Annotated in this window: 27 protein-coding genes; 12 read left to right on the top strand and 15 right to left on the bottom strand. The window is 30.3% G+C overall.

Features of this window, described 5'->3' with window-relative positions; genetic code table 11:
- Together AJ936_RS09860 and AJ936_RS01070 are read left to right on the top strand one after the other, a co-directional pair.
- A partial coding sequence (locus AJ936_RS09860) for a Cj0814 family flagellar-dependent secreted protein (RefSeq protein ID WP_083265133.1) occupies window positions 1–1,266 on the top strand: 1,266 nt, incomplete at its 5' end.
- Window positions 1,267–1,359: 93 nt separating this feature from the next.
- Window positions 1,360–2,130 (top strand): transporter substrate-binding domain-containing protein, encoded by a 771-nt coding sequence (locus tag AJ936_RS01070; RefSeq protein WP_002868799.1) that lies wholly within the window; start codon window positions 1,360–1,362, stop codon window positions 2,128–2,130.
- Between the two features lie 15 nt (window positions 2,131–2,145).
- Here the strand turns inward: AJ936_RS01070 and fliP are convergent, their stop codons facing one another.
- Window positions 2,146–2,880: a flagellar type III secretion system pore protein FliP gene (fliP, locus tag AJ936_RS01065; RefSeq protein WP_002852529.1), complete on the bottom strand. Its 735-nt coding sequence runs from the start codon at window positions 2,878–2,880 to the stop codon at window positions 2,146–2,148.
- 143 nt (window positions 2,881–3,023) lie between these two features.
- On the opposite strand from fliP, the gene glmU reads away from it, so the two are divergent.
- From glmU to truA, 7 genes are read left to right on the top strand one after another with little or no spacing between them, the layout of a single operon-like run.
- The gene (gene glmU, locus AJ936_RS01060; protein WP_002866966.1) at window positions 3,024–4,313 is read left to right on the top strand and encodes a bifunctional UDP-N-acetylglucosamine diphosphorylase/glucosamine-1-phosphate N-acetyltransferase GlmU; all 1,290 of its coding nucleotides are present in this window, start codon (window positions 3,024–3,026) and stop codon (window positions 4,311–4,313) included.
- Window positions 4,310–5,464, top strand: coding sequence for a bifunctional phosphopantothenoylcysteine decarboxylase/phosphopantothenate--cysteine ligase CoaBC (coaBC, locus tag AJ936_RS01055; RefSeq protein ID WP_002866965.1), 1,155 nt, complete (start codon window positions 4,310–4,312; stop codon window positions 5,462–5,464). Before glmU ends, coaBC begins: the two co-directional genes overlap by 4 nt.
- The gene (locus AJ936_RS01050) at window positions 5,461–6,078 is read left to right on the top strand and encodes a hypothetical protein (protein WP_002877171.1); all 618 of its coding nucleotides are present in this window, start codon (window positions 5,461–5,463) and stop codon (window positions 6,076–6,078) included. The genes coaBC and AJ936_RS01050 overlap by 4 nt, the downstream gene beginning before the upstream one ends.
- 3 nt (window positions 6,079–6,081) lie before the next feature.
- Complete coding sequence (gene uppS / locus AJ936_RS01045; RefSeq protein WP_044780334.1) at window positions 6,082–6,750, top strand: polyprenyl diphosphate synthase; 669 nt, start codon at window positions 6,082–6,084, stop codon at window positions 6,748–6,750.
- Entirely contained in the window at window positions 6,747–7,523 is a 777-nt protein-coding gene (locus AJ936_RS01040; protein ID WP_044780335.1) for an A24 family peptidase, read from the top strand. Before uppS ends, AJ936_RS01040 begins: the two co-directional genes overlap by 4 nt.
- Entirely contained in the window at window positions 7,523–8,548 is a 1,026-nt protein-coding gene (locus tag AJ936_RS01035; protein ID WP_002856798.1) for an LptF/LptG family permease, read from the top strand. Before AJ936_RS01040 ends, AJ936_RS01035 begins: the two co-directional genes overlap by 1 nt.
- Window positions 8,545–9,270 carry a tRNA pseudouridine(38-40) synthase TruA gene (gene truA, locus AJ936_RS01030; RefSeq protein WP_079861673.1) on the top strand — a complete coding sequence of 242 codons (726 nt, stop codon included), beginning with the start codon at window positions 8,545–8,547 and terminating at the stop codon, window positions 9,268–9,270. The genes AJ936_RS01035 and truA overlap by 4 nt, the downstream gene beginning before the upstream one ends.
- On the opposite strand, the gene ilvA is transcribed toward truA, so the two are convergent.
- Together ilvA and AJ936_RS01020 are read right to left on the bottom strand one after the other, a co-directional pair.
- Complete coding sequence (gene ilvA / locus AJ936_RS01025) at window positions 9,267–10,478, bottom strand: threonine ammonia-lyase (RefSeq protein WP_070273954.1); 1,212 nt, start codon at window positions 10,476–10,478, stop codon at window positions 9,267–9,269. The two genes, truA and ilvA, sit on opposite strands and share 4 nt — an antisense overlap.
- Complete coding sequence (locus AJ936_RS01020; RefSeq protein WP_002861470.1) at window positions 10,478–10,891, bottom strand: CoA-binding protein; 414 nt, start codon at window positions 10,889–10,891, stop codon at window positions 10,478–10,480. The genes ilvA and AJ936_RS01020 overlap by 1 nt, the downstream gene beginning before the upstream one ends.
- Before the next feature lie 118 nt (window positions 10,892–11,009).
- Here AJ936_RS01020 and AJ936_RS01015 point away from each other — a divergent pair, with 118 nt between their 5' ends.
- Window positions 11,010–11,426, top strand: coding sequence for a membrane protein (locus AJ936_RS01015; protein WP_002861471.1), 417 nt, complete (start codon window positions 11,010–11,012; stop codon window positions 11,424–11,426).
- Here the strand turns inward: AJ936_RS01015 and trmA are convergent.
- Genes trmA through AJ936_RS00990 form a run of 5 tightly spaced genes read right to left on the bottom strand, consistent with a single transcriptional unit; the run spans window position 11,413 to window position 18,803 of the window.
- Complete coding sequence (trmA, locus tag AJ936_RS01010; protein ID WP_002861472.1) at window positions 11,413–12,486, bottom strand: tRNA (uridine(54)-C5)-methyltransferase TrmA; 1,074 nt, start codon at window positions 12,484–12,486, stop codon at window positions 11,413–11,415. The genes AJ936_RS01015 and trmA overlap by 14 nt on opposite strands.
- Complete coding sequence (locus AJ936_RS01005) at window positions 12,483–14,216, bottom strand: Na+/H+ antiporter NhaC family protein (RefSeq protein ID WP_002861473.1); 1,734 nt, start codon at window positions 14,214–14,216, stop codon at window positions 12,483–12,485. Before AJ936_RS01005 ends, trmA begins: the two co-directional genes overlap by 4 nt.
- Window positions 14,213–14,962, bottom strand: coding sequence for an SDR family NAD(P)-dependent oxidoreductase (locus AJ936_RS01000; protein WP_002861474.1), 750 nt, complete (start codon window positions 14,960–14,962; stop codon window positions 14,213–14,215). Before AJ936_RS01000 ends, AJ936_RS01005 begins: the two co-directional genes overlap by 4 nt.
- On the bottom strand, window positions 14,959–16,197 hold the full coding sequence (locus AJ936_RS00995) for an ankyrin repeat domain-containing protein (protein WP_044780338.1): 1,239 nt from the start codon (window positions 16,195–16,197) through the stop codon (window positions 14,959–14,961). Before AJ936_RS00995 ends, AJ936_RS01000 begins: the two co-directional genes overlap by 4 nt.
- 59 nt (window positions 16,198–16,256) lie before the next feature.
- Window positions 16,257–18,803 carry a bifunctional aconitate hydratase 2/2-methylisocitrate dehydratase gene (locus AJ936_RS00990; RefSeq protein WP_044779266.1) on the bottom strand — a complete coding sequence of 849 codons (2,547 nt, stop codon included), beginning with the start codon at window positions 18,801–18,803 and terminating at the stop codon, window positions 16,257–16,259.
- A gap of 54 nt (window positions 18,804–18,857) precedes the next feature.
- Here AJ936_RS00990 and AJ936_RS00985 point away from each other — a divergent pair, with 54 nt between their 5' ends.
- On the top strand, window positions 18,858–19,310 hold the full coding sequence (locus tag AJ936_RS00985) for a methylated-DNA--[protein]-cysteine S-methyltransferase (RefSeq protein ID WP_044780342.1): 453 nt from the start codon (window positions 18,858–18,860) through the stop codon (window positions 19,308–19,310).
- Here the strand turns inward: AJ936_RS00985 and AJ936_RS00980 are convergent.
- The 5 genes from AJ936_RS00980 to mobB are packed head-to-tail and all read right to left on the bottom strand — an operon-like array spanning window position 19,302 to window position 23,668.
- A complete protein-coding gene (locus AJ936_RS00980; protein ID WP_044780343.1) occupies window positions 19,302–20,243 on the bottom strand; it encodes a hypothetical protein in 942 nt (313 codons plus the stop codon). The genes AJ936_RS00985 and AJ936_RS00980 overlap by 9 nt on opposite strands.
- Before the next feature lie 3 nt (window positions 20,244–20,246).
- Complete coding sequence (gene metG, locus AJ936_RS00975) at window positions 20,247–22,133, bottom strand: methionine--tRNA ligase (RefSeq protein WP_070273953.1); 1,887 nt, start codon at window positions 22,131–22,133, stop codon at window positions 20,247–20,249.
- A gap of 9 nt (window positions 22,134–22,142) precedes the next feature.
- A complete protein-coding gene (locus tag AJ936_RS00970) occupies window positions 22,143–22,340 on the bottom strand; it encodes a hypothetical protein (RefSeq protein ID WP_002867482.1) in 198 nt (65 codons plus the stop codon).
- Window positions 22,333–23,175 carry a class 1 fructose-bisphosphatase gene (locus tag AJ936_RS00965; protein ID WP_044780346.1) on the bottom strand — a complete coding sequence of 281 codons (843 nt, stop codon included), beginning with the start codon at window positions 23,173–23,175 and terminating at the stop codon, window positions 22,333–22,335. Before AJ936_RS00965 ends, AJ936_RS00970 begins: the two co-directional genes overlap by 8 nt.
- 1 nt (window position 23,176) lies before the next feature.
- Window positions 23,177–23,668 carry a molybdopterin-guanine dinucleotide biosynthesis protein B gene (gene mobB, locus AJ936_RS00960; protein WP_002861481.1) on the bottom strand — a complete coding sequence of 164 codons (492 nt, stop codon included), beginning with the start codon at window positions 23,666–23,668 and terminating at the stop codon, window positions 23,177–23,179.
- Between the two features lie 96 nt (window positions 23,669–23,764).
- Between mobB and AJ936_RS00955 the strand changes: the two genes are divergently transcribed.
- Window positions 23,765–24,250: a hypothetical protein gene (locus tag AJ936_RS00955; RefSeq protein WP_044780347.1), complete on the top strand. Its 486-nt coding sequence runs from the start codon at window positions 23,765–23,767 to the stop codon at window positions 24,248–24,250.
- On the opposite strand, the gene AJ936_RS00950 is transcribed toward AJ936_RS00955, so the two are convergent.
- Window positions 24,147–25,772 (bottom strand): lytic transglycosylase domain-containing protein, encoded by a 1,626-nt coding sequence (locus tag AJ936_RS00950; RefSeq protein WP_074469977.1) that lies wholly within the window; start codon window positions 25,770–25,772, stop codon window positions 24,147–24,149. The two genes, AJ936_RS00955 and AJ936_RS00950, sit on opposite strands and share 104 nt — an antisense overlap.
- A complete protein-coding gene (locus AJ936_RS00945; protein WP_002852501.1) occupies window positions 25,769–26,050 on the bottom strand; it encodes a YggT family protein in 282 nt (93 codons plus the stop codon). The genes AJ936_RS00950 and AJ936_RS00945 overlap by 4 nt, the downstream gene beginning before the upstream one ends.

The raw sequence follows: 26,050 nt of genomic DNA, 5'->3' as shown, positions 1-26,050 counted from the left end.
AATAAAGAAAGTAAAGAAAATTCTAAAATAAGTTTTGCTAATGCTTTTTTAAAACAAAATGCTAGTAAGTTAAATGAAATTCAAAATGCAAATTCACAAACTCTAGCAAGAAGTGAAGTATTAAATTCTACTAATACAACAAATACTAGCAATAATACTAATTTTAGTATAAGTAGTAAAACAAGTTCTCCTAATTATGATATATCTAGTGAATTTAAAAACTCTATTTATACTCTAAAATATAAACAAGCAGATATAAGTAATACTTCTACTAATACAGCTTATGGTTATAGTGTAGATAAAGATGGTTATATGGGAAGTGATTTTAATAAAGCTGCAGGACTTCCTGAAGATTTTAAGATACATAAATCTACTTTAGATGAGATAGAAAGAGTGGCTGAATATAATGTTTCTGATATAAGAGAATATCTAGGTGTAGATAAATATTATTCTAATATAGATATGGCTGAAACCATAAAACAATATTATAATCTTTTTTCTAATGCTTTAGGTCAAAGTTTTCCAAGTGATAAAACAAGTTTTAGTGAAGCAGATATAAATTCTATGCCTAGTGGATATGCTGTAGGTGGAGATAAATGTATGAATTTTAATGATCCAAATAATAGAATGAATATTACAGGTTTAAAAGATTTTTCAAATTCTTTAATTTCAAATGTTTATAAAACCCATGAACAAGCAAAAGAAGCTGATGATCTTTGGGTTGATTCAGGATATATGATTGATGGATTATTGCCTAAAACTTTAGGTTTATCCTTAGAAGAAATCAAAAATGTTTCTAAAGGTGAAGATTGGCAATTTAATCCTGATATGTCAGTTTATCCACAAAATGAAGATGGAAGTTATTCTAAAGAAGCTTTGTTTATGAGTTTTTTAAAAGCTCAAAATGGACAACCTGTTGAGAGTCCAAAAACTACACTTAATCCAAAAGTAGAAGCTTACAATACAGCTATGACTAAGGAGAGTTTTTCAACCACTAGCGTTGATTTGACTGATATCATGACAGGTAAGGTTGATTTTGCAAGTTTATTTAAATATCTAGCTAGTAAAAATGGAAAATTAGAAGGGCAACTTTATATGTATGAAAATAACATTTCTAAAGAATCTGCTATGGGTAATTGGGCTTTAGATGCTGAAATTAAACAAGCCATTGCCAATGGCTGGAAAGCAAAACCTAGCACCATTAATTCCTACGCTGATTCTATAATGGATAGATTAAATAATCTTATAGGACAAACTAGGGTTTAGAAGTTTTAATTTTTTAAGTTTGAAACAAATTGCTAATAACAAAATAAGATAAAATTAGTATAATTTTTTTACAAAAAATTTTGAAAGGAAATTATGAAAAAAATTATTTTGATTTTTATCTCTTTTTTTGCTTTAAATTTGAGTGCAAAAGATTTGGTTGTAGGAATGGAGCTTGGATATCCGCCTTTTGAAATGAGCGATAAAACAGGCAAAGCAAGTGGAATTAGTGTGGATTTTTTAGAAGCTTTTGCAAAGAAAAACGGCTATAAACTTGTAGTAAAAAATATCGCTTGGGATGGTTTGATACCTGCTTTAAAAACAGCCAAGATAGATCTTATCATGTCTTCTATGACAATTACCGATGAGAGAAAGAAAGTGGTGGATTTTAGCATTCCTTATGCTAAGGCAAATTTGGCTATTTTAACTCCTTTGAACTCTGATATTACAAATATCAAAGATTTAGATAAAAAGGGCAAAGTTTTGGCTTTAAAGCGTGGCTCTACAGGACATTTATATGCGGTTAAAAATTTAAAAAATGCAACTATTAATTTATTTGATAAAGAAAATGCTGCTATTTTGGAGGTGATTCAAGGTAAGGCTGATGGATTTTTTTATGATCAACTTACGATTTATCGCACTTGGCAAAAACATCAAGATACAACTAGAGCCATTTTGGTGCCTTTTCAAGAAAATCCTGAGTTTTGGGGTATAGCAGTACAAAAAGGCAATGCAGAACTTAAAAAAGAGCTTGATGAATTTATTGCAGAAAGCAAAAAAGATGGGCTTTTTGATTCTTTAGGAGAAAAATATCTTAAAGATGTTAAAGATACTTTTAAAAAGAATAATTTAGAATTCTTTTTCTAAGAAGGATTTTCCTTCTTAAGTTACAAAGCTTTCCACAAGCCTTTGCACTAGCAAATTCCATCCATCCACTAATACAAAAATCAAGAGTTTAAAAGGTAAAGAGATCATAGTAGGAGGTAGCATCATCATACCCATAGCCATTAAAACTGAGCTTACAACCATATCTATGACTAAAAAGGGTAGGTAGATTAAAAACCCTATTTCAAAAGCGGTTTTAAGCTCTGAAATCATAAAAGCAGGAACTAAAACTGTAAGGGGAACATCATCTATGGTTTTGGGATTGGGTAGATTGCGTATGCGATAAAAAAGGGCTAAATCTTTTTCTCGAGTATTTTTAAGCATAAAATCTTTAAAAGGCTTTGCTCCTTTTATAAAAGCCTCTTCATAGCCTATTTTTTCTGCTAAATAAGGTTTTATACCTTCATTATAGGATTTTGTAGCTACAGGTTCCATGATAAAAAAAGTTAAAATTAAAGCCAAGGTTACTAAAATAGTGTTAGGTGGCATACTTTGCGTCCCCATAGCTTGTCGCAAAAATGAAAATACCACAATAAGACGCAAGAAAGAAGTCATAACAAAAACTATACTTGGAGCGAGCGCAAGTATGGTTAAAACAATCACTATATTTAAAGTAGTAACAAGCTGATTAGGTGTATTGGGTGCACTTAAGCTTAAATTTACTGTAGGGATAGTTGCTTCAGCAGCAAATAAGCTCATGCTTAAAAGTAAAAATAATAATATTTTTTTCAAAATTTAAAAACCTTTTTTTTGTTTTTTATTAAAGAAATTTAAATTTTATCTTTTGATGACTAAAAACTAGTTTAAGGGTATTAGGATTTTAACTTTAAACTGCTAAAATAGTCTTTTAGACTTCTTAATAACAAAGGTAAAAAATGAAAACTTCTATTTTGATTTTAGCGGCAGGATTAGGCACTAGAATGAAATCACAAAAGCCAAAGGTTTTGCAAGAGCTTTGTCAAAAAAGTATGATTTTACACATTTTAAAAAAGGCTTTTGCTTTAAGTGATGATGTAAGTGTAGTTTTATCGCATCAAAAAGAACGCGTTGAAAAAGAAATTTTAGAATATTTTCCAAAAACACAAATTTTAGAGCAAGACTTGCAAAATTATCCAGGAACTGCGGGAGCTTTAAGGGGGTTTGAGCCTAAAAATGAAAGAGTGTTGATTCTTTGTGGCGATATGCCTTTGGTTGAGCAAACAAGTTTGGAAGCTTTGTTGAGTAATAATGCAAAATTAAATCTAGCAGTTTTTAAAGCAAGAGATCCTAAAAGTTATGGCAGAGTGGTGATAAAAAACGATAGCGTTGAAAAAATTGTTGAATTTAAAGATGCAAATACACAAGAAAAAGAGATAAATACTTGCAATGCTGGGGTTTATGTGATTGACTCTAGGCTTTTAAAAGAGCTTTTACCTTTGATTGATAACAATAATGCGGCAAAAGAGTATTATTTAACCGACATTGTAAAACTAGCAAAAGAAAAAGATGTGATGATTAAAGCGGTTTTTGTAGATGAAGATGAATTTATGGGGATCAATGATAAATTTGAACTCAGTATAGCTGAAAATTTCATGCAAGAAAAAATTAAAAAATACTGGATGCAACAGGGTGTGATTTTTCATTTACCGCAAAGCACTTTTATAGGTACAGATGTTGAATTTATGGGTGAATGCGAAGTATATGAAAATGTAAGGATAGAGGGTAAAAGTAAGATTATAAACTCTATCATTAAAAGTTCAAGCGTGATAGAAAATTCCATTGTAGAAAATAGCGATGTGGGGCCTTTGGCACATTTGCGTCCAAATTGTGAGTTAAAAAACACTCATATAGGAAATTTTGTAGAATGCAAAAATGCAAAGTTAAATACCGTAAAAGCAGGGCATTTGAGTTATTTAGGAGATTGTGAGATAGATAGTGGAACCAATATAGGCTGTGGGACTATTACATGTAATTATGATGGGGTAAAAAAGCATAAAACCATCATAGGAAAAAATGTTTTTGTAGGTTCGGATACGCAATTTATCGCACCTGTAAAAATCGAAGATGAAGTGATCATAGCAGCAGGAAGCACAGTAAGTGTCAATGTAGAAAAAGGTGCTTTGTTTATCAATAGAGCAGAGCATAAGATGATAAAAGATTATTATTACAAGAAATTTCAAAAATGAAAACCATACTTTTAGCCATTAGTGGCAGTATAGCTTTTTATAAATCTTACGAGCTTATTTCTTTGTTTAAAAAAGAAGGCTTTAGGGTGAAAGTTTTGCTTTCTAATAGTTTGTTAAAATTTGCTAGCAAAATGAGTTTTGAAGCCTTGGCTGATGAGATTTTATGCGAGGAAAATGAAAGTTGGCAAAATTCAAACAATCACATAGCTTTTAGCAAGGATGTAGATCTTGTTTTATTTGCTCCTGCAAGTGTTAATTCTATCAATAAACTTGCTTTTGGTATAGCGGATAATCTTTTTATCCAAACCTTAATCGCAGCAAATAAACCTCTTATCATTGCTCCTGCGGCAAATACAAATATGTTTCATCATTTCAGCACGCAAAATTCTTTAAAGATACTTAAAGAAAATAAAGCTTTGATTATAGAACCTATTTGTAAAGTTTTAGCTTGTAAAGATGAAGGCGTAGGAGCCTTAGCTGAAGTTAAGGATATTTTTAATATCACCAAAAGAGAGCTTTTAAAAGAAAAGTTTTGGTGCAATAAAAGCGTAGTTATCACAGGTGGTGGCACAAGGGAAAGAATCGATGATGTGCGTTGTGTGAGTAATTTTTCAAGTGGAAAAATGGCAAAGGCCATAGCTGATGCTTTTTATTTTTTAGGAGCTAGGGTAAAACTTTTAAGCTCTGTGGAATTTGATACGCCTTATGAGCTTTGCAAATTTGAAAGTTCTAAGGATCTAAAGGAGCTTTTGGATAAAAATTTAAGTCATGACTTTTTGATTATGACAGCTGCAGTGAGTGATTTTATCCCACAAAGTGTAAAAGGAAAAATTAAAAAAAATGAGCATTTGCAGGGTTTAAATTTACATCTATCTTTAAATGAAGATTTGCTTAAAACTTGTAAATTTCAAGGCAAAAAGATAGGTTTTAAGATGGAATTTGATTCTCAAAATGCCTTAGAAAATGCGAAAAAATCTTTAAAAGATAAGCAACTTGATATGGTTTGTCTTAATATCATTGATCAAAAAAATTATTTTGGAAGTGATCAAAATGAACTTTATTTTATCACTTTAAACAATGAAAATAAAAGCACTTTGCAAAGCAAAGAAAAATTGGCATTTGAATTAGTAAAATGGTGTGAAAAATTATGAGTATGATTAATTCTACCTTGCCTATACAAATGAAAGTTTTGGCTAAATCAGGTTATGGACATTATACGCTTTTGTTAAATCACAAAAAGATTCAAACCAAAAGCATGATAGAGCTTGAAATTGGTGCTGAATATTTAGCCGAACTTTATATGCAAAATGGTGGAGTTATACAATTTAAACATCTTTCAAAGCGTCCTAATTTCAAACCTTTTGAAGAGGGATTGGCTTTGATAATCGCTATTTTAGAGGATAAAATTTCTTATAAAAAATTTATCATACAAAATCTTTTAGATTGTAAAGATATAGAGCGTTATCAGATATTAAAAGAAATGCTTTTTGCAAGTTTTGAAAATATTTATCATATTCCTTTTATCTTTGAAAATAAATCTTGCTTATTTCAAATGCGTAAAAGAGCAAAATATTTAGAAATTTACTTATATTTTAGTGTTTTTGGAGCTTTGAAAATTTTAATAGACTCGCAAGGCATTAGTGTTTTTACACCTTTTGCTAAGGTGCAAAAATTTTTAAATGAACATTTAGATTTTAATGTATCGCAAGAAAACAAGATTGAACCTTTGTTTGTTTTTAAAAGGCTTTTTGATTTTAAAGGATGAAAAATGAATGAATTAAAACACCTTGCTGTTGTTATGGATGGCAATAGGCGCTGGGCTAGAGCTAAGGGTTTTTTGGCAAAACTTGGATATTCCCAAGGAGTCAAAACTATGCAAAAATTGATGGAAGTTTGCATGGAGGAAAATATTTCAAATTTAAGCCTTTTTGCTTTTAGTACGGAAAATTGGAAGCGCCCTAAAGATGAAATTGATTTTATTTTTGAACTTTTAGATCGTTGTTTGGATGAAGCTTTAGAAAAATTTGAAAAAAATAATGTGCGTTTAAGAGCTATAGGTGATTTATCGCGTTTGGAAGATAAAGTAAGAGAAAAAATTACCTTAGTTGAAGAAGAAACAAAGCATTGTGACGCACTTTGTGTTAATTTGGCTATAAGTTATGGTGCAAGAGATGAAATTATAAGAGCTGCTAAGCGTGTGATCGAAAAAAAACTTGAGCTAAATGAAGAAAATTTAACGCAAAATTTAGATTTACCTTTAGATGTGGATTTGATGCTTCGTGTTGGAAATGCTAAAAGACTTTCAAATTTCTTACTTTGGCAGTGTTCATATGCTGAAATTTATTTTAGTGAAACTTTATTTCCATCTCTTACCAAGAGAGAATTTAAAAGGATTATTAAAGAATTTAGAAATAGAGAAAGAACTTTTGGAAAATGATACTTTTCATAATAATTCTAGGGGCTTGTTTAGGTTCTTTTTGCGCAAGTTTGGCAAGTAGGATAATTGAAAAAAAACCTTTTTTTATCTCGCGCTCTTTTTGTTTTTCTTGTGATACAAAATTAAAATACTATGAAATTATTCCTGTTTTTTCTTATATTTTTTTAAAGGCAAAATGTCAAACTTGCAAATGTCATTTACCTATTTCTTTATTAATCAATGAAATTTTAGGCATAATTTTGCTTATTTTGGTTTATTTTTTAAGTCAAAATTTTTATGATTTTTTATTTTTATCTCTATTTTTATTTAATCTTTTCTTGCTTTCTTTAATTGATATTAAACTCAAAGCCGTACCACAAATCTTACTTTGGAGCGCTTTTTTATTTGCTTTTTTTTACGCCTTTAGGGAAAGTGAAATTTTACATTTTTTGATTTTTAAAGAGTTTAGCAGAGGTTTTTTACTAAATGCTTTTAGTTTTGGAGGATTTGTTTTTTTATTAAAAAGTTTAGTTTTTTTTCTAATGAATTTCCAAAAAAAAGATGAAATTTTAGAAAATTTGGGTGATGCTGATATTATCATTATGTCTTGTATAGGTGGAATTTTAGGTTTTGAGTATGGATTTTTAGTATTACTTATAGCTTCTATTTTAACTTTGCCTTTTTTTATTTTTTTTAAAATTAAAGCAATAAAAGAGCAAGAACTTGCTATGATACCCTTTTTAAATATCGCTTTTGTGGCAGTTTTATTTTATAAAAACTTAGGATTATTCTAATGAAGCTTAGTTTAAGATATGTTTTAAATCAATTTTTAAGTACGAATTTGTCTATATTTTTCGTACTTTTTGCTATTGTATCTATGGTATTTTTTATTCAACTTGCAAAACTTACTTCAAGTATAGAGATTAGTTTTTTGGATCTTTTAAAGCTTTATGGATTTATGTTGCCTAGAATTTTAATTTTTACCTTGCCTATATCTTTTTTTATTTCTTTAACTTTGGCTTTGTTTAGGCTTTCTAAGGAAAATGAAAGCATAGTACTTTTTACTTTGGGGTTTTCACCAATGATTTTGGCAAAATTTTTCCTTAAAATTGCAAGCTTGATTAGTGCTTTTATGCTTGTTGTGGCTTTGGTAATGATACCTATAGTATTTGAACTTCAGGATAACTTTGTAAACTATAAAAGCACCCAAGTGAAATTTAACTATAAAACAGGAGAATTTGGACAAAAATTTTTAGACTGGATGATTTTTATAGAAAAACAAGATAGTGATAAGTATGAAAACATAATTATGTATCGCCCTAAACATAAAGCAGATGATAAAGAACAGCTTATCATAGCCAAAGAAGCGCATGTGCAAAGAAAAGATGATAGCTTTGCTTTTAGCTTAAATCAAGGCAAAATGTATAATTTTGAGCAAGGTCAAAGTATTTTTAGTGGAGAATTTGACACTTTAGTAGTAAATACTCAGTTTAATACAGACAATCTTCAAACGAAGAAATTTTATGAATACTGGAATGATTTAAACGAAAATCCACAAAGAGCAAGAGAATTTGTGATTTATACAACTATAGCCTTGTTTCCACTTGCTAGTACGCTTTTTGCACTTTGTTTTGGTTTGGTTACTTATCGTTATGAAAAAGGCTATGTGTATTTAGGTATGTTTGGAGTGATTGCTATATATTTTGGACTTTTAAGTTCTTTTTCTCAACCTCCAATTTTGGCTTGCCTTGGAATTTTTTCTTTAAGTTTATTTGTTTCGGCTTATTGTTTTAAGAAAATGATTTTGAGTCGTTATTGATGAAAATAAAAATTATATTTTCTTATGATGGCTCTGCTTTTTTAGGTTCTGCTACTCAGCCTCATAAAAAAGGTGTTCAAGATGCTTTAAGTGGGGCCTTATCACATTTGGGTATTTTTTCACCTCTTTTAATGGCTTCACGCACGGATAAAGGAGTGCATGCAAGCTATGCTGTAGCTAGTGTAGAATGCGGAGATTATTTTACAAATTTAGAATATCTTCAAAAACAACTTAATAAATTTTCCCATCCTTTTATCCATATCAAAAAAATTGAAAAAGCAAAAGATGATTTTGAGGTAAGATTTGATGTAAAAAGTAGAGAATACCGCTATATATTTTCTCACTCTTCTTATAGTCCTTTTATGGCTTCTTATGTACATTTTTATCCTAAATTTGACTTAGATAAGGCTAACGAGCTTTTGGGTTTTTTTGTAGGAAAAAAGGATTTAAAGTTTTTTTGTAAAAGTGGAGGGGATAATAAAACGACTTTAAGAGAAATTTTTATTGCTAGAGCTTATGCTTATAAAGATTTTAGCATTTTTCATTTTAAAGCCAATGGTTTTTTAAGAGGGCAAATTAGATTAAGTGTAGCAAGTGTTTTAAAGGTTTTAGAAGGAAAAATGAGTGAAAAAGAACTCAAAGAACAGATTGAAGCTAAAAAGCAATACAATCACTTTTTAGCACCACCAAATGGGCTTTATTTAAGCCGTATATGTTATTAAAAACTTTCATAGAAATTAAACGCCTTTTGGGTTAAAATTTTTCTTATTTCTTCTTGATGTTCTTTGCCTTTGGTTTCTAGGGTAATTAAAATCATCGCATCGCCATAATCAAGCTTGGTGGAAAATCTATCATAGTCGATTTTTACTATATTTGCATTGGCTATTTTTAAGCTGTCTGTAAGGTGTAATAATGCCCCAGGTTTATCTACTAAAGTAACATGAATTTGCATTTTTCTGTAAGATTTAAATAAACCTTTTTCTATGATGATATTTAGCATTTGTGCATCGATATTGCCTCCGCTTAAAACTACGCCAATTTTTTTATGATTTTGTGTATTTATTTTTTGATGAAGTAGGGTGGCTACACTCGCAGCTCCTGCGCCTTCAACTATGATTTTATGTTTTTCAAGTAAAAACAATACCGCATTAGCGATTTCTTCATCATCAACTTGGATAAAATCATCTACGCATTCTAAAATAATATTAAAATTAATAGGATTTGCATCACGCACAGCAATACCATCGGCTATAGTGCGTACGCTTTTTGCATTTTTGATTTTTTTAGCATGAAAACTTTCATACATTGCAGGAGCTCCTTTGGCTCCAACGCCGATGATTTTAATGTTTGGATTGATTTGTTTAGCTGCACTTGCGATACCACTTATAAGTCCTCCACCTCCAACAGGTGCGATAATCATATCAAGATCACTTATTTCATCAAGCATTTCAAGCATCAAAGTTCCTTGTCCTGCCATTACAAATTCATCTTCAAAAGGATGGATAAAACTAAGATTATTTTCTTTAGCATAAGAGGTTGCAAAAGTATAGGATTCATCAAAATTATCCCCTTTGAGTATCACCTCTGCTCCTAAGGCTTTTGTAGCAGAAACTTTTAAGAGCGGAGTGGATTCTGGCATTACAATAACCGCTTTAATGCCAAATTTTTTTGCACTAATGGCCACGCCTTGAGCATGGTTTCCCGCACTTGCGGCAATGACTCCATGTTGTTTTTGTTCAGCGCTAAGATTGGCTATTTTATTATAAGCTCCACGAATTTTATAAGCACCTGTAATTTGTAAATTTTCATTTTTAAGATAAATCTCACTTTGACAAATATCACTTAAAAAAGAAGAGTATATGAAAGGAGTTTTGTTTACAAACCCTGAAATTTGTTGTTTTGCTTTGTAAATTTTATTAAGCTCTAACACTATTTTTCCTTTGTTTTAAAATACGGATATTCTAGCATAATGCAACGATTTTGTATAAAATTTATATCTAATTTTTTACATTCTTCTTTGGCTGTTTCATTACTAATACCAAGTTGAAGCCATAGGTTTTTAATATTTTTTTCAACAAGCTTAGGAAGAATTTCTAGTGCCGCTTCGCCTTTTCTAAAAAGTATAAGTGTATCGATTTTTTCTTCTATTTGATCTAAATTTCTATAAACTTTTTCATTTAAAATAAACTCTTCTTTAGGATAAATAGGAAAAATTTTATAATTTTTTCTTTGTAAAAATTCTGCTACCCTATAAGAAGCTTTTGTCTTATCTGGACTTAAAGCAAATATGGCAATATTTTTACTTGTATTTATAATATAAGAGATAGTTTCTTTTTCATTCATTATTAACCTTTGTTTTGGTATTTTATCTTAAATGATTAAAAAATTAACTAAAGTGAATTCAAAAAATGAAAAAAGTGTTATAATATAGCAAATTCCGAAGTTTAATAAGGAGGGAAAAATGGAAGAATTTTATCCATATACTTTAACAATCCATCTTCTTTGTGCTATTTTGTTTATAGGTTATTTGTTTGTTGATGTATTTGTTTTGGGCGTAGTTAAAAAGAAAAATCCTAATTTTGACAAAAGTCTTTTTAGTGCTACTGGGGTTAAAATAATGCCTTTTGTGGTTCTTTTGCTTTTTTTAAGCGGAGGTGCTTTGGCAGGTTTTCATTTTAAACCTTTAAATTTACTTTTTGCTATAAAAATTATTTTGGCTTTTGGAATTTTATCTTTAGTTGTTTTTTCTTTATTTTGTCATTTTATATTAAAGAAGAAAAACCCGCTTGGTGCTTTTATCCATCCTTTTGTATTTGTGCTTTGTATCGCGATAGTAATACTGGCTAAATTAATGAATTATTTTTTTATACCTTGCTAAGAAATACTCCACATTCAAGATGTGGAGTATTGGCAAATTGATCAAAAAGAGCAAACTCTTCCACTCTATGTGTTAGACTTAATTCTTTTAAATTTTCTTTTAAAGTGATAGGATTGCAAGAAATATAAATAATATTTTCATATTTTTTTATTAAGTCAATTACGCTTTTATCAAGTCCTGCACGGGGTGGATCAACTAAAACATGAGAGAAATTAAAATCATCTAATCGAATATCTTTTAAACGAAAAAATTCTCTTTCTTTTTTGATAGCAAGACTTAATTCTTCGCTTGAAAGTCTTGCAAAGTGGATATTTGTTGTATTGTTAAGCTCGCAATTTTTTAAAGCAAAATTAATATTGCTTTTTGAAATTTCAGTGGCTAAAATTTTAAAAAAGAATGGTGCTAAAGCTAAAGTAAAATTTCCATATCCACAGTAAAGCTCAAGTAAATCCATTCTTTTTTGAGTGCTTAAAATTTCACATACCCAAGTAATCATTTTTTCATTTATAGCAGTATTAGGCTGAATAAAACAATCGTTGTTAAATTCATAAAATATTTTTCTATCTTGAATATTTAAAGTTTGTCTTAGATTTTCTGTTTTAAAAATAAGTTTTTTGCCTTTACTTCTTGCTATAAGGTTGATATGAAGAATATTGCTTAAATTTTCTAAATTTGACTTTATATCTTCTATATTTTTATGATAAAGTAAAGTTATGCTAAGTTCTTGCTTTGTGGTTAAAAACTCCACGCCAAAAAGTTTTTCTTTTAATTTGCTATCTTGACGCAAGCATTCTAGAAGTTTTGGCATAAAAGCGCAAATTTTTTCATCAGCAAAATCTAAATATTCTATAATGTACTTTTTTTTGCTTTTTGGATCAAACATTGCATAAAAAAGAGTATCATTTTCATGATAAAATGAAAGTTCAACTCTTGTACGATAATGTTTATCTTTTGAGGCAAAAAGTTTAAATTCCTTTGTATAAAATTCTTTAAAATATTTTTTTATGAAAGAGTGTTTTTCATCTAAAGTAAGAAAATTTCCAAAATTTTCAAGACTCATGGAACTTTCTTTCCGATGAGTCTTAGTAAAAGCGCAATAAGTATAAAATTTAAAGGCAAGACAAACCAAACGCTAAGTCCTAAAGATACAGGAATATATCCAGCGATTAAAGAAATACCACAGATAAATAGAGCATAAGGAATTTGTGTTCTTACATGCTCCATATGATCGCATTTTGCACTCATAGATGAAAGGATTACATTATCTGAAATTGGTGAGCAATGGTTTCCAAAAATCGCACCTGTTAAAACGCAGCTTATATTAATGACCATATAATGATGCATAGCATTTGCATCCATACCATTGATTTTGGCGATTTCATGAGCTAAAGGCACAGCCAAAGGCATTAAAATCCCCATAGTTCCATAGCTTGTTCCTATGGCAAAAGAAATGGCTGAAGCAAAAGCAAAAATAGTAGCAGGTAAAATAAACTCAGGCAATTTATCTGCAAGTAGACTGGTGATAAATAAAGAAGTTCCTAGATCTTTTACTATACTTGAAAGCGACCAAGCAAATAAAAGCAATACTATGGTAAAAATCATGGTTTTCCAGCCATATATCCAAGTTTCTACCGCTTCTTTAAGATTGAAAATTTTACGACGCACCCCGATAAAAATCGCTGCAATAGCAGCAAACAAAGCAGCTTGGAATAACACCACAGAAGAATCAGCATTTCCAAAAGCAGCCCTAAAAGTTTCAAAAGACAAAGGATTGGCACTTGCTTTTGCAAGTTCTTCGCCTTCTAAAGTGCTAAGTCCATTAAAATAAAATCCTAATATAGCTAAAATGATTAAAGTAAAAATAGGAACAATAGCATCAAAAGCACGAATTTTAATACCTTCTTTTGGCGCTAAAAACTGATCTTCTAATTCAGCAGTATCTAGCGTGCCTGATTTAGGTAGAGGTGCAATTTGTCCTGTGGTTCTTGCACGCACTTCAGCCTTGTACATAGAGCCAAACTCACGTCCCATGATTGCAGTCATGACTACAAAAAAAAGCATGAAGATATTATAAAAACGATAAGGTATGGTTTCGACAAAAATTCCAAAAGCACTAATATCGCTAATGCCTATGTGTTCATAAGCGGTTTTAATTAAGGAAACTTCTAAGCCTATCCAAGTGGAAATTACAGCTATTCCTGCCACAGGAGCTGCGGTAGAGTCGATAATAAAGGCAAATTTTTCACGAGAAATTTTAAATTTATCCGCCAAAGGACGCATAATTGGACCTACGATCAGTAAATTAGCATAATCATCAAAAAATATTAAAAGCCCTAAAAACCAAGTATTAACTTGAGCTGATACAGCTGATTTGGCTCTTTTGGCAAATTTTAATGCTACAGCTTTTGCACCACCCATTTTTGTGATAAGCGCCACAAGACCACCTATACAAAGAATTTGTAAAATGATTCCCGCATTTACTGGATCAGAAGTTGAACCTAAGATATAAGAAATAATCTTTGAAAAAGATTCTACTGCAGTATTATAAAAATTTACAAAAGCTAAATGTTGTGCTTTGAAAATATTTGCAGAAAGGCTAAGTAGAAAAGTTCCACTTAAAACTCCAGCAAAGAGTGACAAAATAACATCTTTTGTGATAAAGGCTAAAGCAATAGCAACTAAAGGTGGTATAAGCGTAAAAACTCCAAATAAATTAGCATTTGCAGCTGCTTCTGAGGAGTTTGCAAATGCAACTAAAGGTAAAAACAATAAAACTAAAAATTTATTCATTCATCTCTTTCTATATAAAATCCATTCCAAGTTTGTGTTACCGGCATAAGCTCGATTTCATTAACATTAATATGGCTTGGTAGGTTAATAATAGACATTACCACTTTGGCAATATCATTAGCACTGATAAATTGCGTATTTTCATACACTGCATCAGCTTTTTGGATATCTCCTTTAAAACGCACTTCACTAAATTCAGTTTTGCAAAGTCCTGGAGCAATGTTTGTTACTTTGATATTGCTTCCTCTAAGATCATTTCTTAAGGCCAATGAAAATTGTCCTACAAAGGCTTTGGTTCCACAATACACATTGCCTCCAAAATAAGGATTGCGTCCCGCAACTGAACCTAAGTTAAAAATATAAGCATTTTTTTGTTTACGAAGTATAGGAATAACAGCTTTTGCAACATATAAAAATCCTTTGATGTTTGTATCTACCATAGTGTTAATATCTTCAAGGTTTAATTTATCAAATTCATCTACCCCTAAAGCTAAACCTGCATTATTAAAAAGCACATCAATTTCTTGAAATTCTTTGGGTAAATTTTCAATAGCCTCAAAGATTTCTTTTTGATTTCTTACATCTATGCAAAGCGTATAAATCTTATCTTTGTGAGCATTTTTTAACTCTTCTAGACGCTCTTTGCGTCTAGCAAGGGCGATTACTTTGTAGCCTTTTTGTATAAAAGCTTCAACGCAAGCTCTACCAAAACCTGAACTAGCTCCTGTAATAAATGCGGTTTTCATTCTAAACTACCTCCGTAAAATAGATTTTCGTTTGCTTTTAAACCCAAGCTTTTTAGATAATCAGCATTTTCTTTTTTACCTGCTGCTAGCGCAAAGTCAAGCGCATTAAAACCAAGATCATCAACAGCATTAAAATTTGCTCCTTTTGAAATAAGAAGTTTTAAAATTTCAACATTTCCATAGGCTGCAGCATGCATTAAAACATTTTTTGAAGTGTGCTCTAGAGCACAAAATGTAATAAAATAAGGCGTATTTGAACCTATGTTCGCACTTAATGCTAATTTTTCATTGTTATTAATATATTTTTGATTAAAATTTGCTCCATTATCAAGAAGTAGTTTTATGATATCAAGGCGATTAAACTCTATGGCATAAAAAAGTGGGGTTTTACCAAAGGCATTGGCTTGATTAACATTCGCTCCATTTTGGATTAAAAAATTTGTATTTTCATAATTTTCCAATGCGTAAAAAATAGCACTTTCATAACCTTCGTCAATCCTAGCACCAAAACGAATCAAAAGTTCTAAAATTTCTTTTTCTCTTTGATTTAGAAGCGCTGCTTGCAAGGCTATCGTAAGATCATCTTGGCTTGGATTATTTGAAAAAATAAAATCTTGTATATAAGATACCGAATAATTTTTATTTGACATGATTTTTGCTAAAGGACTAATGTCTTTGTAAATTTTTGTTTCACCAACAGCCCAATTTAAAAATTCGTTTAAAGCATTGCTAGTATAGTAAATATTACTACCTTTGTCAAAATTAAAATTACTTTCAAAATACTTTTCTAAAGGTTCTATAGCATTGTTATATTCTTTCCAAAAAGCTTTGTAAAGTCTAAAATTTCCTATACTTTGATATGCCCAATATCTAAAATAAGATTTTAAAATATCATATTTTTTTTCTAAATTTTCGGGTGTATCTAAAGTTTTTTGATAAGCGATGGGATCGATAGCTATTTTTAATAATAAAAAATCAAATTGTTGTAATTTGGGCAAATAAGCCACACCATTACAAGAGCTATTGCTTCCGCGAATTTCATTGGAAATCGCATAGAGTTTTTTTGTAAAATCTCGATTTTTTAAAGATTCTTTACAGCTTGAAGCTATATTTAAATAATCTAAATTTGAACTTTTATTTAGCAATGTTTTATTATTTTTAATGTTGTCGCAGTTAATGGCATCGCTAGCCATTAAACTTGCAAAACAACAAAAGGAAGTGAATAATAACTTCAATATTTTTCCTTTGAAAATTTTAATTTTGTTATTTAATCCAAATAAGTATTAAATTTGAATTAATTTTCAAGTTTGAAATTTTCAATCTCATTAAAATTTAAATATCTATAGATATTTGCCTTATGCTCATCACTTAGTTTTTCGCTGACAATTTGTAAGTATTCTTCCTTGCTTGGAATTTTACCCAAAATCGCACAAACTGCCGCAAGTTCTGCACTGCCTAAATATACTTTAGCACCCATTCCCATACGGTTGTCAAAATTTCTTGTAGAAGTTGAGAAAACTACAGCTCCATCATTTACTCTAGCTTGATTACCCATACATAAAGAACAACCAGGAACTTCTATTCTAGCACCTGCTGCACCAAAGATGCTGTAATAACCTTCATTGGTAAGTTGTGCTTTATCCATTTTTGTTGGAGGCACTACCCAAAGTCTGGTTTTAAGTATGCCTTTATCTTTTAAAATTTCTCCCAAAGCTCTATAATGTCCTATATTTGTCATACAAGAACCTACAAAAACTTCATCTATATTTTTTGGACGCTTATCATCGGCTAAAATTTCACTTAAGGTTGCTACATCATCAGGGTCATTTGGACAAGCTAGGATTGGCTCTTTAATGTCATTAAGGTTAATATCTATAATATAAGCGTATTTTGCATCTTTATCTGCTCTTAAAAGAGTAGGGTTTTTAAGCCATTCTCTCATTTTTTCAGCCCTTCTAGCAAGGGTAGCTTTATTCTCATATCCTGCTTCTATCATAGCTTCAATTAAAGAAATATTGGATTTGATATATTCGCTTACACTTTCTATGCTTAAATCCACACTACAAGCAGCTGCAGATCTTTCAGCACTTGCATCACTAAGTTCAAAAGCTTGTTCGACTTTTAAGTTTGGCAAGCCTTCTATTTCTAAAATTTTTCCTGCAAAAATATTTTTCTTATTTTTCTTTTCAACGGTAAGTTGTCCTTGTTTGATTGCATAATAAGGTATAGCATTAACCAAATCTCTTAAGGTAACTCCAGCTTGTAATTCCCCGCTAAAACGCACTAAAACACTTTCAGGGATATTTAAAGGCATAGAACCAGTAACTGCAGCAAAAGCCACAAGTCCACTTCCTGCAGGGAAAGAAATTCCTATAGGAAAGCGTGTGTGAGAATCCCCACCCGTTCCTACGGTATCTGGCAATACAAAACGATTAAGCCAAGAGTGAATAACCCCATCACCTGGTTTTAAACTTACCCCACCACGACTTGTCATGAAATTGGGCAAGGTTTTATGTAAATTTGAATCGCTTACTTTTGGATAAGCAGCTGTATGGCAAAAGCTTTGCATCACAAAGTCTGCATTAAAACCTAGGCTTGCAAGTTCTTTAATTTCATCTCTAGTCATAGGACCTGTGGTATCTTGAGAGCCCACAGTTAAAGTTATAGGTTCTATATACATACCTGGACGCACGCCTTCAACTCCACAGGCACGACCTAGTATTTTTTGAGCCAAGGTATAACCACCGCTTGAAGATTTAGGTTGTTCAGGTTTGGTAAAGATATTTTCACTTTCCATTCCTAAAAATTCTCTAGCCTTAGTACAAAGCCCGCGACCTATGATAAGTGGGATTCTTCCTCCTGCTCTAACTTCATCTAAGAGAGTGTTTGGACTGAGTGTAAATTCTGCAATTATAGAGTCATTTTTTATGATTTTTCCCTCATAAGGATGAATTTCAAACTCATCGCCCATTTCTAAGTTTGTTACATCACAGATGATAGGTAAAGCCCCGCTATCTTGAGCAGTGTTAAAGAAAATCGGTGCTATAGTTGAACCCATTACTATACCACCGCTATGCTTGTTTGGCACACCTTCTATTTCTTTTCCTAAATGCCATTGTATAGAATTTATTGCCGATTTTCTACTTGAACCTGTTCCTACAACATCACCTACATAAACTACTTCGCGACCGCTTTTTTTAAGCTCTTTGATTTTTTCTAAGGATCCTGCTTGTCTTACCTTTAGCATGGCATTTGCATGCAAAGGAATATCGCTTCTTGTAAAAGCATCTCCTGCAGGGCTTAGATCGTCGGTATTTGTTTCGCCTGCTACTTTGAAAACTATACATTTAATCACTTGAGGTAATTTTTCTTTTTTGTTAAACCAGTCCGCATTTGCCCAGCTTTGTAAAACTTCCTTAGCGTGTGGATTGTTTTTGCTAAGTTCAGCTATGGTATGAAAATTATCATGAACAAAAATAATATTTTTCAACACTTCTGCAGAATCTTTGGCTATGTTTTCATCTTTTAAGGCATCGATTAAAACTTTAACATTATATCCGCCTAGCATAGTTCCAAGCATTCTTAAGGCTCTTTTTTTGTCTATATTTGGAGCACTGATTTTGCCTTTAAGTATAGAATCTAAAAATTCACATTTTACTAAAGCTGCATCATCAACACCAGGATTTACTCTATTTTCTAAAAGATTTGCAAGCTCTTCATTATTTTCATTTTCAAGTAGTTTACAAAGTTCTTTAGTTTGATTTGCATTTAAAGGAAGGGGTGGTATACCCAAAGCGGCTCTTTCTTCAACAAGTTTATTGTATTCTTGCATAAAAGACATTTTCTACTCCTTAAATATTTTTTATTATAATTGTAGCTCTTTGAAGGATAAAAAATGTTTAAAGTTTATTATAAAATGCCTTTATGTTACCTATCTTTACATAGTGATGGAAAATTTTTAACTAGAGTCGATTTTTGTAATAATAAAAGATCAGAAAAAAATTGTAGTTTGCTTGACTTAGCAAAATATGAACTTGATTTATATTTTACTCATAAGCTTAGAAAATTTAGCATTCCTGTTTTGATACAAGGTACAGATTTCGAATCAAAGGTTTATAAGGCTTTAATGAAAATTCCTTATGGTAAAATAGCTACTTATAAAGATATAGCAGAAAAAATTAATCATCCAAAAGCTTTTAGAGCTGTCGGAAATGCAAATTCTAAAAATCAAATTCCTATTTTTATACCTTGTCATAGAGTTATTGCAAGCAATGGCATAGGAGGATATAATGGAGGGCTTGAAATAAAAAGATTTTTGCTTGAAAATGAAGGAGTGAATTTAAAATAAGCTTGGGGTTTGATTTTCTTTGTTTTCAAATTCTTGCTCAAAAATATCATAATTTTCAAGAATTAAACAATATTTAAAATTTTTTAATTTTCTTAAATCTGAAAGCTGATTATAGGAAAAATCGCAAAATAAAGAATTTTTAGAAGCAATTTTAAAGTCTTTTATGTTTTTAAATTTTTCTTTCCAGAATTCAAAGGTATTTTGGTTGTTGCTTACAATAAACGCTTGAGAGCTTGAACCAAAAGGAGTGATTTCAAATTTATCGTCAATAAAATAAATTTTAAAATCATCAATCTTATTAAAGTCAAATATTATTTTTTGATTTTTTTCTTTTAAAAAAGAAATAATTTTTGCAAAACTATTTGCGTAAAAAAAAGGCAAATTAAGATTTTTAAAATATAAATTTTCACAAATCAAAGTTGTAAAAAAGAAGCTAGATCGCGATAATAAAGTAAAATTAGCATCTTTTAGACTATGAGAATAGGCGCAAAGTTTATTTAAGTAATTTTCTTCACAGTAACAAAAAATTTCACCCTTTTTTGCTTTGATTAGTTTTTCAAAATCAGCAAAAATATTTCCTTTTAAAATGTTAAAATAAAAAGCCTTGCAAAGACTTAGTTCGTAAGATTTAAAAAGCAAAAATTCACATTCTTTATCTTCACAAAAAAAGCGTAAAAATCTTACAAGAGCTTGTTCTAGATTTTCTACTCTAAAGTAAAAAATGTCTTTATCTTCAATAGCAATGTCATTTTCTGTAATTATAGCATAAGCGCCTTTTTTTATAGCTTGGGCAATTTCTTTTTTATCGTTATTAAAGAAAGCAAAGCCTGCTTTAAGTTCGTTTAAATTTATGGCAAAACCTTCCACACTTAAAACGCTACCTTCATGAATGAGCGTTGCGTTTAAAAGTTCGCCTAAATTGCTAATTTGCATATTTTAGCCTACTAAAGAACCGTTTTGCACAAGTTGTTCAGGAGTGATTAAAACAAGTTTATCTCCGCTTTTTGCAGAAAGTATCATACCATCGCTTTCATGTCCAAAAATTTTAGCTTTTTTAAGATTACTTATAACACATACTTGTTTACCGATTAAATCACTGGCTTTATAGTATTTTGCTATGCCTGAGAGTACTTGACGGATCTCTTTATTGTCAAGTTCGAGTTGAAATTTTAAAAGTTTTTCACTCCCTTCTATATTTTGACAATCAAGCACCTTAGCAACTTTGATTTCAATTTTTGCAAAATCATCGATTTTTATTTTAGGACTTTCTTCTTTTTTAGGTTCTTCTTTAATTTCTTGTTTTAAAAGAGCTTTTTCTACTTTTGGAAATAAAGCTTCACAAGGATTTGCTTTAAAATCTAAAAGTTCATTATCAAGTATCATTTTTGCGTAATTTACAAACGAAATTTCAAAATTTAAAGCCAAAGCTACTTTTTGACAAGACTTTGGTAGAGCAGGGCTTAGCAAAAGACTTGTTTTGGCTAAAATATTTGCACAAAGTGCCACTAAAGCATTAGCTTGTTCGTGTTTGTTTTCTTTGATTAAATTCCAAGGTTCGTATTTACTAATGGCTAAATTTGCCACACTTAAGGCTTTAAAAAGTTCTTCTATATAACGATTACACTGTAAGTTTTCTAAAAATTCTACCGCTAAATTTAAGTGTTCTTTTGCTTGATTTAGTTCGGCATTGTAAAATTTTAAAACACCTTCTTTTGAAATATTTCCTTGATCATATTTTGTACTCATACCTATAATGCGATTAAGTAAATTTCCAAATTCATTGCTGAGTTCAGCATTGATACGATTTATCAGCATATTTTCGCTAAAATCCCCATCATTACCAAAAGGCACTTCTCTAAGCAAGAAATATCTAAAAGCTTCGCTTCCATAAGCATCAACTATTTCTTTAGGTTTTACAACATTGCCTTTAGATTTGCTCATTTTTTCACCTTCTTTAGTCCACCAGCCATGTGCACCTATAAATTTTGGCAAAGGCAAATCCACGCTCATTAAAAAAGCTGGCCAATAAATGGCATGAAAACGCAAGATATCTTTTCCTACTAAATGCACATGCGCAGGCCAAAATTTAGCATTTTCTCCCTTGCTTTGAAAATCAAGCGAACTTATATAGATAAAAAGTGCATCAAGCCATACATAAATAATATGTTTATCATCATTAATTTCTTGAGGCAGTTTAATCCCCCAATCAAAACTTGTTCTTGTAATAGAAAGATCTTTAAGGCCGCTTTGGACAAAATTTATAAGTTCGTTTTTTTTGTTTTTTGGTAGGATGGGATCTTTTTCTTCATACCATTGTAAAATTTTATCTTGATATTTTGAAAGTTTGAAAAAATAGCTTTCCTCTTTTAAAATTCTAGTTTGTTTGCCACAATCCGGACAAGAACAATCATTGATAAGCTGACTTTGAGTAAAAAAGCTTTCACAAGAAATACAATAGTGTCCTTCGTATTCATCTTTATAAATATCACCTTTTTGCCACATTTTTAAAAACATAGCTTTAACAAATTCAATATGCCTTGTATCAGTTGTTCTTGCGTAAATATCATAGGTGATTTCAAATTCATCCCATAATTTTTTAAATTCAAAACTGATTTTATCAGCATATTCTTGAGGAGTGGAATTTCTTAGTTTGGCAGCTTCTTCGATTTTTTGTCCATGCTCATCTGTTCCTGTTAGAAATCTTGTTTCATGTCCTTGCAAACGATAAAATCTTGCTAAAGTATCGGCTATGATGGTAGTATAAGCATGACCTAAATGAGGTACATCATTTACATAATAAATTGGTGTTGTAATATAACGCATTTTTTTCCTTTAAAAGTCAAATCCGCCTTCGGTTTTACCCTTAGACATACTATTATAGACTGCATCAACATAATTTTTTCTAGTTTGGCAGTTAAAAATTTCATTGCAATTATAACAAGAGTTTAGGTTTTTTGAGTTTTGACATGAAAGTAAAATTTCTTTCTTTTTATCCATATCTTGCTCAAATTCATCTCTAATCTCATTCATTGTAAGCCTTTAAAAGTTTTGAAATTTCATATTCTGAGCCAAAAAAACAAGGAGTTGTCGCATGGATTTTATCAAATTCAAGTTCAAGCAAGGAGTGATTTTTTCCATTTGTAGTTTTTCCGCCTGCTTTTTCTATGATAAAGGCTAGAGGAAAGACTTCAAAAAAAGCACGAAGTTTGCCATTAGGCGCATCTTGTGTTGCAGGATAACTAAAAATCCCACCCCCTTTTAATAAAATTTGATTGATATCGCTTACCATAGCCCCAGAATATCTTAAGCGATATCCTTCATCAAAAAGACTTTTGACAAATTTAGCGTGTTTTTCTTCCCAAAATTTTTGCGTTCCGCCTGTAGCATTAATTTTGCCTTTTTCATTCATTTTAAGATCTTTTATAAAAATAAATTCATTATTTGCATTTAGGCGATAAAGTTTTGGTTGATCTTTGCAAATCACAAGTTCTAAGCGCGCTCCATACATACTATAAAGTGCAGCTCTTAAATTTTTGGCATTTGCTTTTTCTTCATAGATGGCAAAAATAGAACCTATAGCAAAATTAACATCCATTAAGCTAGAACCATCTAAAGGATCATAAGCTACGATAAAATTTGCTTTTTTATTAAGCGTTAAAATTTCGTCTTTTTCTTCACTTATGATGGCTTTAATCCTTGAACATTGACTTAGGGTTTTTGTGATGATTTCATCGCTTAAAACATCAAATTTGAGTTGGGTATCGCCTGTAAAATTTTGATTTTGACTGTAGCTTGTATCGGGAAATTTTAAAGCGTTAGAAATTTCTAAAACAGCTTTTTGTATATAAGAAATCACTTCTTGCATTTTATAATTCTCCTTGTAAATTTTTAGCATTTTTAAGTATATATTGACAAATAGCTTGTATATCGTTTAAATCAAGCCAAGTAAGATAAGGGTGAGAAATTTTTTCATAGCTTGCAATGGCGTTTGAAAAAGTAAAATAACTTTCATCAATTTCTTTGCAAAATACGCTAATGCGTGGTAAATCAAGAGTTTTCAATCCTTCAACCAAACAAATGTCAAAATCAGGGCTTAATTTTAAAGCTTTTAAAATATCTCTATTTTCATGAGAAAAAAAAGTTGTTCTTGTAGGGCTTAAAACCATGACTTCAGCTCCGCTTTGAAAAAATTTAAAACTATCTTTACCGTTAAAATCAAATTGAGCTTTATCGGCAGGATCATGTTTAATGATTAAAACTTTTAAATTTTGTTGCAAAAAATTATCAGCTATTTTGGTGATGAGTGTAGTTTTTCCTGAATTTGAAGGCCCGCTAAAAGCTATGATAAGTTGTTTCATAAAATATACTCTTAATTTTTTTTGTAAAATTATATCTTTTTAAACCAAAAAATAGGGTTAAAAGGCTACAATAATACTAAAAAATATGGAAAAAGAATGAAAATTTATAGTGTAATTTTAGGTACTTTTTTGCTTGGAGCTTGTTCTTTAAAAGATCAGGCGATTGTGGATACAAATTTAAAATCTCAAACTTTAATGTTTACTCAAAAATACAAAATCACACAAGATAAGATTAATGCCATTGTAACCATGTCTTATTTAAACCCAATTCTAGATAAGACAAGTAAAGATGATGTATTGGCCTTGTCTTTTACTCCAAATACATTAAAAATTCAAAATTTAGAAGTTTTTATCAATAATAAAAAAGCCAATATTGAAAAATTAGATGATGAGTATTTAAAATATATAATACAAAATAACTATACTGATTATTTTAAAGTATCTCTTCCTAGTGTCAAGGAAGAGACTAGGCTTGTAGCTAAGATTTGTTTAGATCATTTGCCTTGTTTTGAATTAAATTTTCAAAAATATCCGAAATCTTTATACTATCGTTCAGAAGATGTCGATACACAATATAATTAGCTAGAACTTTTTTTCCGTAAATTCGGCTTTCTTGATAAGGAACTAGCTCCATAGACAAGAAAGGTTCAAATTTGCCCGTCTTAAACATATCATTTCTTGCAAGCATACGGTTAGTAAATCCTATACCACCATTATAAGCATAAGCGACAAAAAGTGGAGATTTTAAACGTGATTCAAGGTAATTTAGATGATAGTTTCCAAAGTAATATGCTATTTCAGGTTTAAACATAAAATCTTGATCGAAATTTGGAATTTTTAATTCTTTTTCTCCTATGTGATTGGCTAAAAATGGCATAAATTGCATCATGCCTAAAGCATAAGAAACTGAAATAGCAGTTGGAATAAAACGACTTTCTTGTCTGGCAATAGCCAAAATTAAAGCTTGTCTTGTTTTATTATAGTCTTTTATATTGTCATAATAAGGCATTATAAAATAATGTTTTTTAAAATTATTTTTGCGTTCTAATATGTAAGCATAAATAGGCAAGGTTTCTTGTGTGTCAAATTCTTTTGCCAAGACATCTAGTTGACTTGCATTAGCATCGCGAATTTGTTTGTTTATTTTTTGCCAAGCAAAAGGATCTTGCATATTAAAATTATTTTTTTTCTTGCTTGGATTAAGGCTTTCTATCTTTGGAAAAGGTGTGTTAGTAAGTTCTTTTGCGTAAAGACTATAAATATTTAAAGAAGAACTTTGCGATAAAGTTTTTAAATCTTCTTCATTGTTTTTAATCAACCACATCCAAAATATAGCATTGTCTTTATTGCTTTGCGATTTAAAACTTTGAGCCGCCTTTTTAAAAAAGTCATAAGCAAGCTCTGTTTTATCATAAGTTAAGGCATTGACTCCTAAATAGAAAGCAGAATCTTCACTTACATTTTCAGGATTTATTTCTAGCATAGAATGTCTAAATTTTGGATTTTCTTTTTTAATAATAATATTTTGTGCAAAATCTTTAAAACCAATGTGGTTTGGTAGTTTATTGACTAAACTTGTATTTAAATCTAAGTCGTATTTTTTAGAATAATTATAAAGTTTAAAAAAACCATTAATATCTTCTTTTTGTACCATATAGCTCATAGGATCAGAAGTATTAAAAGCTAGCAATAAATTTGTCAAATCAGGTCTTTGATTTTCAAAGGTTTGAGCTAAAGTAGTTCGGTCTTTGGAATTTAAACTCGCTATAAAAACTAATGAATTTAAGCGCACACTTTGACAAGTTAAATTTGCATCTAAGATAGTATTTGCTGTATAGGTATAGCATTTAGCATATTTTGGGTTGATATAAGGCTTTAAGGGGATGATTTTTTCAAGTTCGGATTTAATTTTTCCTATATAGCGAAAAATATGAGAATTTAAATCCTGTGCATCTTTTTTACTGATTTTATTTTTTTCTAAAAGCCTATAAATATAATAATCCTTAGCAAGTGAATTTTCTTCTTTTTTGAGTTTTTCTATGCTATATTGTGTAGCATTTAAACTTGAAAAAATAAATAAAAAAACGAGTATTTTTTTTATCACAATATACTCCTTAAGATATTCCCAAGAAAAATACCAAGAAACTGCAATGCTAAGACTATAATCAAAGGTGCAAGATCAATATTACCAATGCGTGTTGGAATTTTTCTAACTAAGGCGTAAGCAGGGTAGCTTAGTTTATATAAAATTTGCACTATAGGATTATAAGGATCAGGATTTACCCAGCTTAAAAGTGCCGTGATAATAATAATCCAAGTATAAATGTTAATGACAATTTGTAGTACTTGAAAAATAGAAATAATAAAAGAGTCTATAACCAT

Source organism: Campylobacter sp. BCW_6877, from assembly GCF_001762445.1.
GTDB classification, from domain to species: Bacteria; Campylobacterota; Campylobacteria; order Campylobacterales; family Campylobacteraceae; genus Campylobacter_D; species Campylobacter_D jejuni.
Note: the sequence above shows the minus strand (reverse complement) of the source record. Positions and strands in the feature narration are given on the sequence as shown.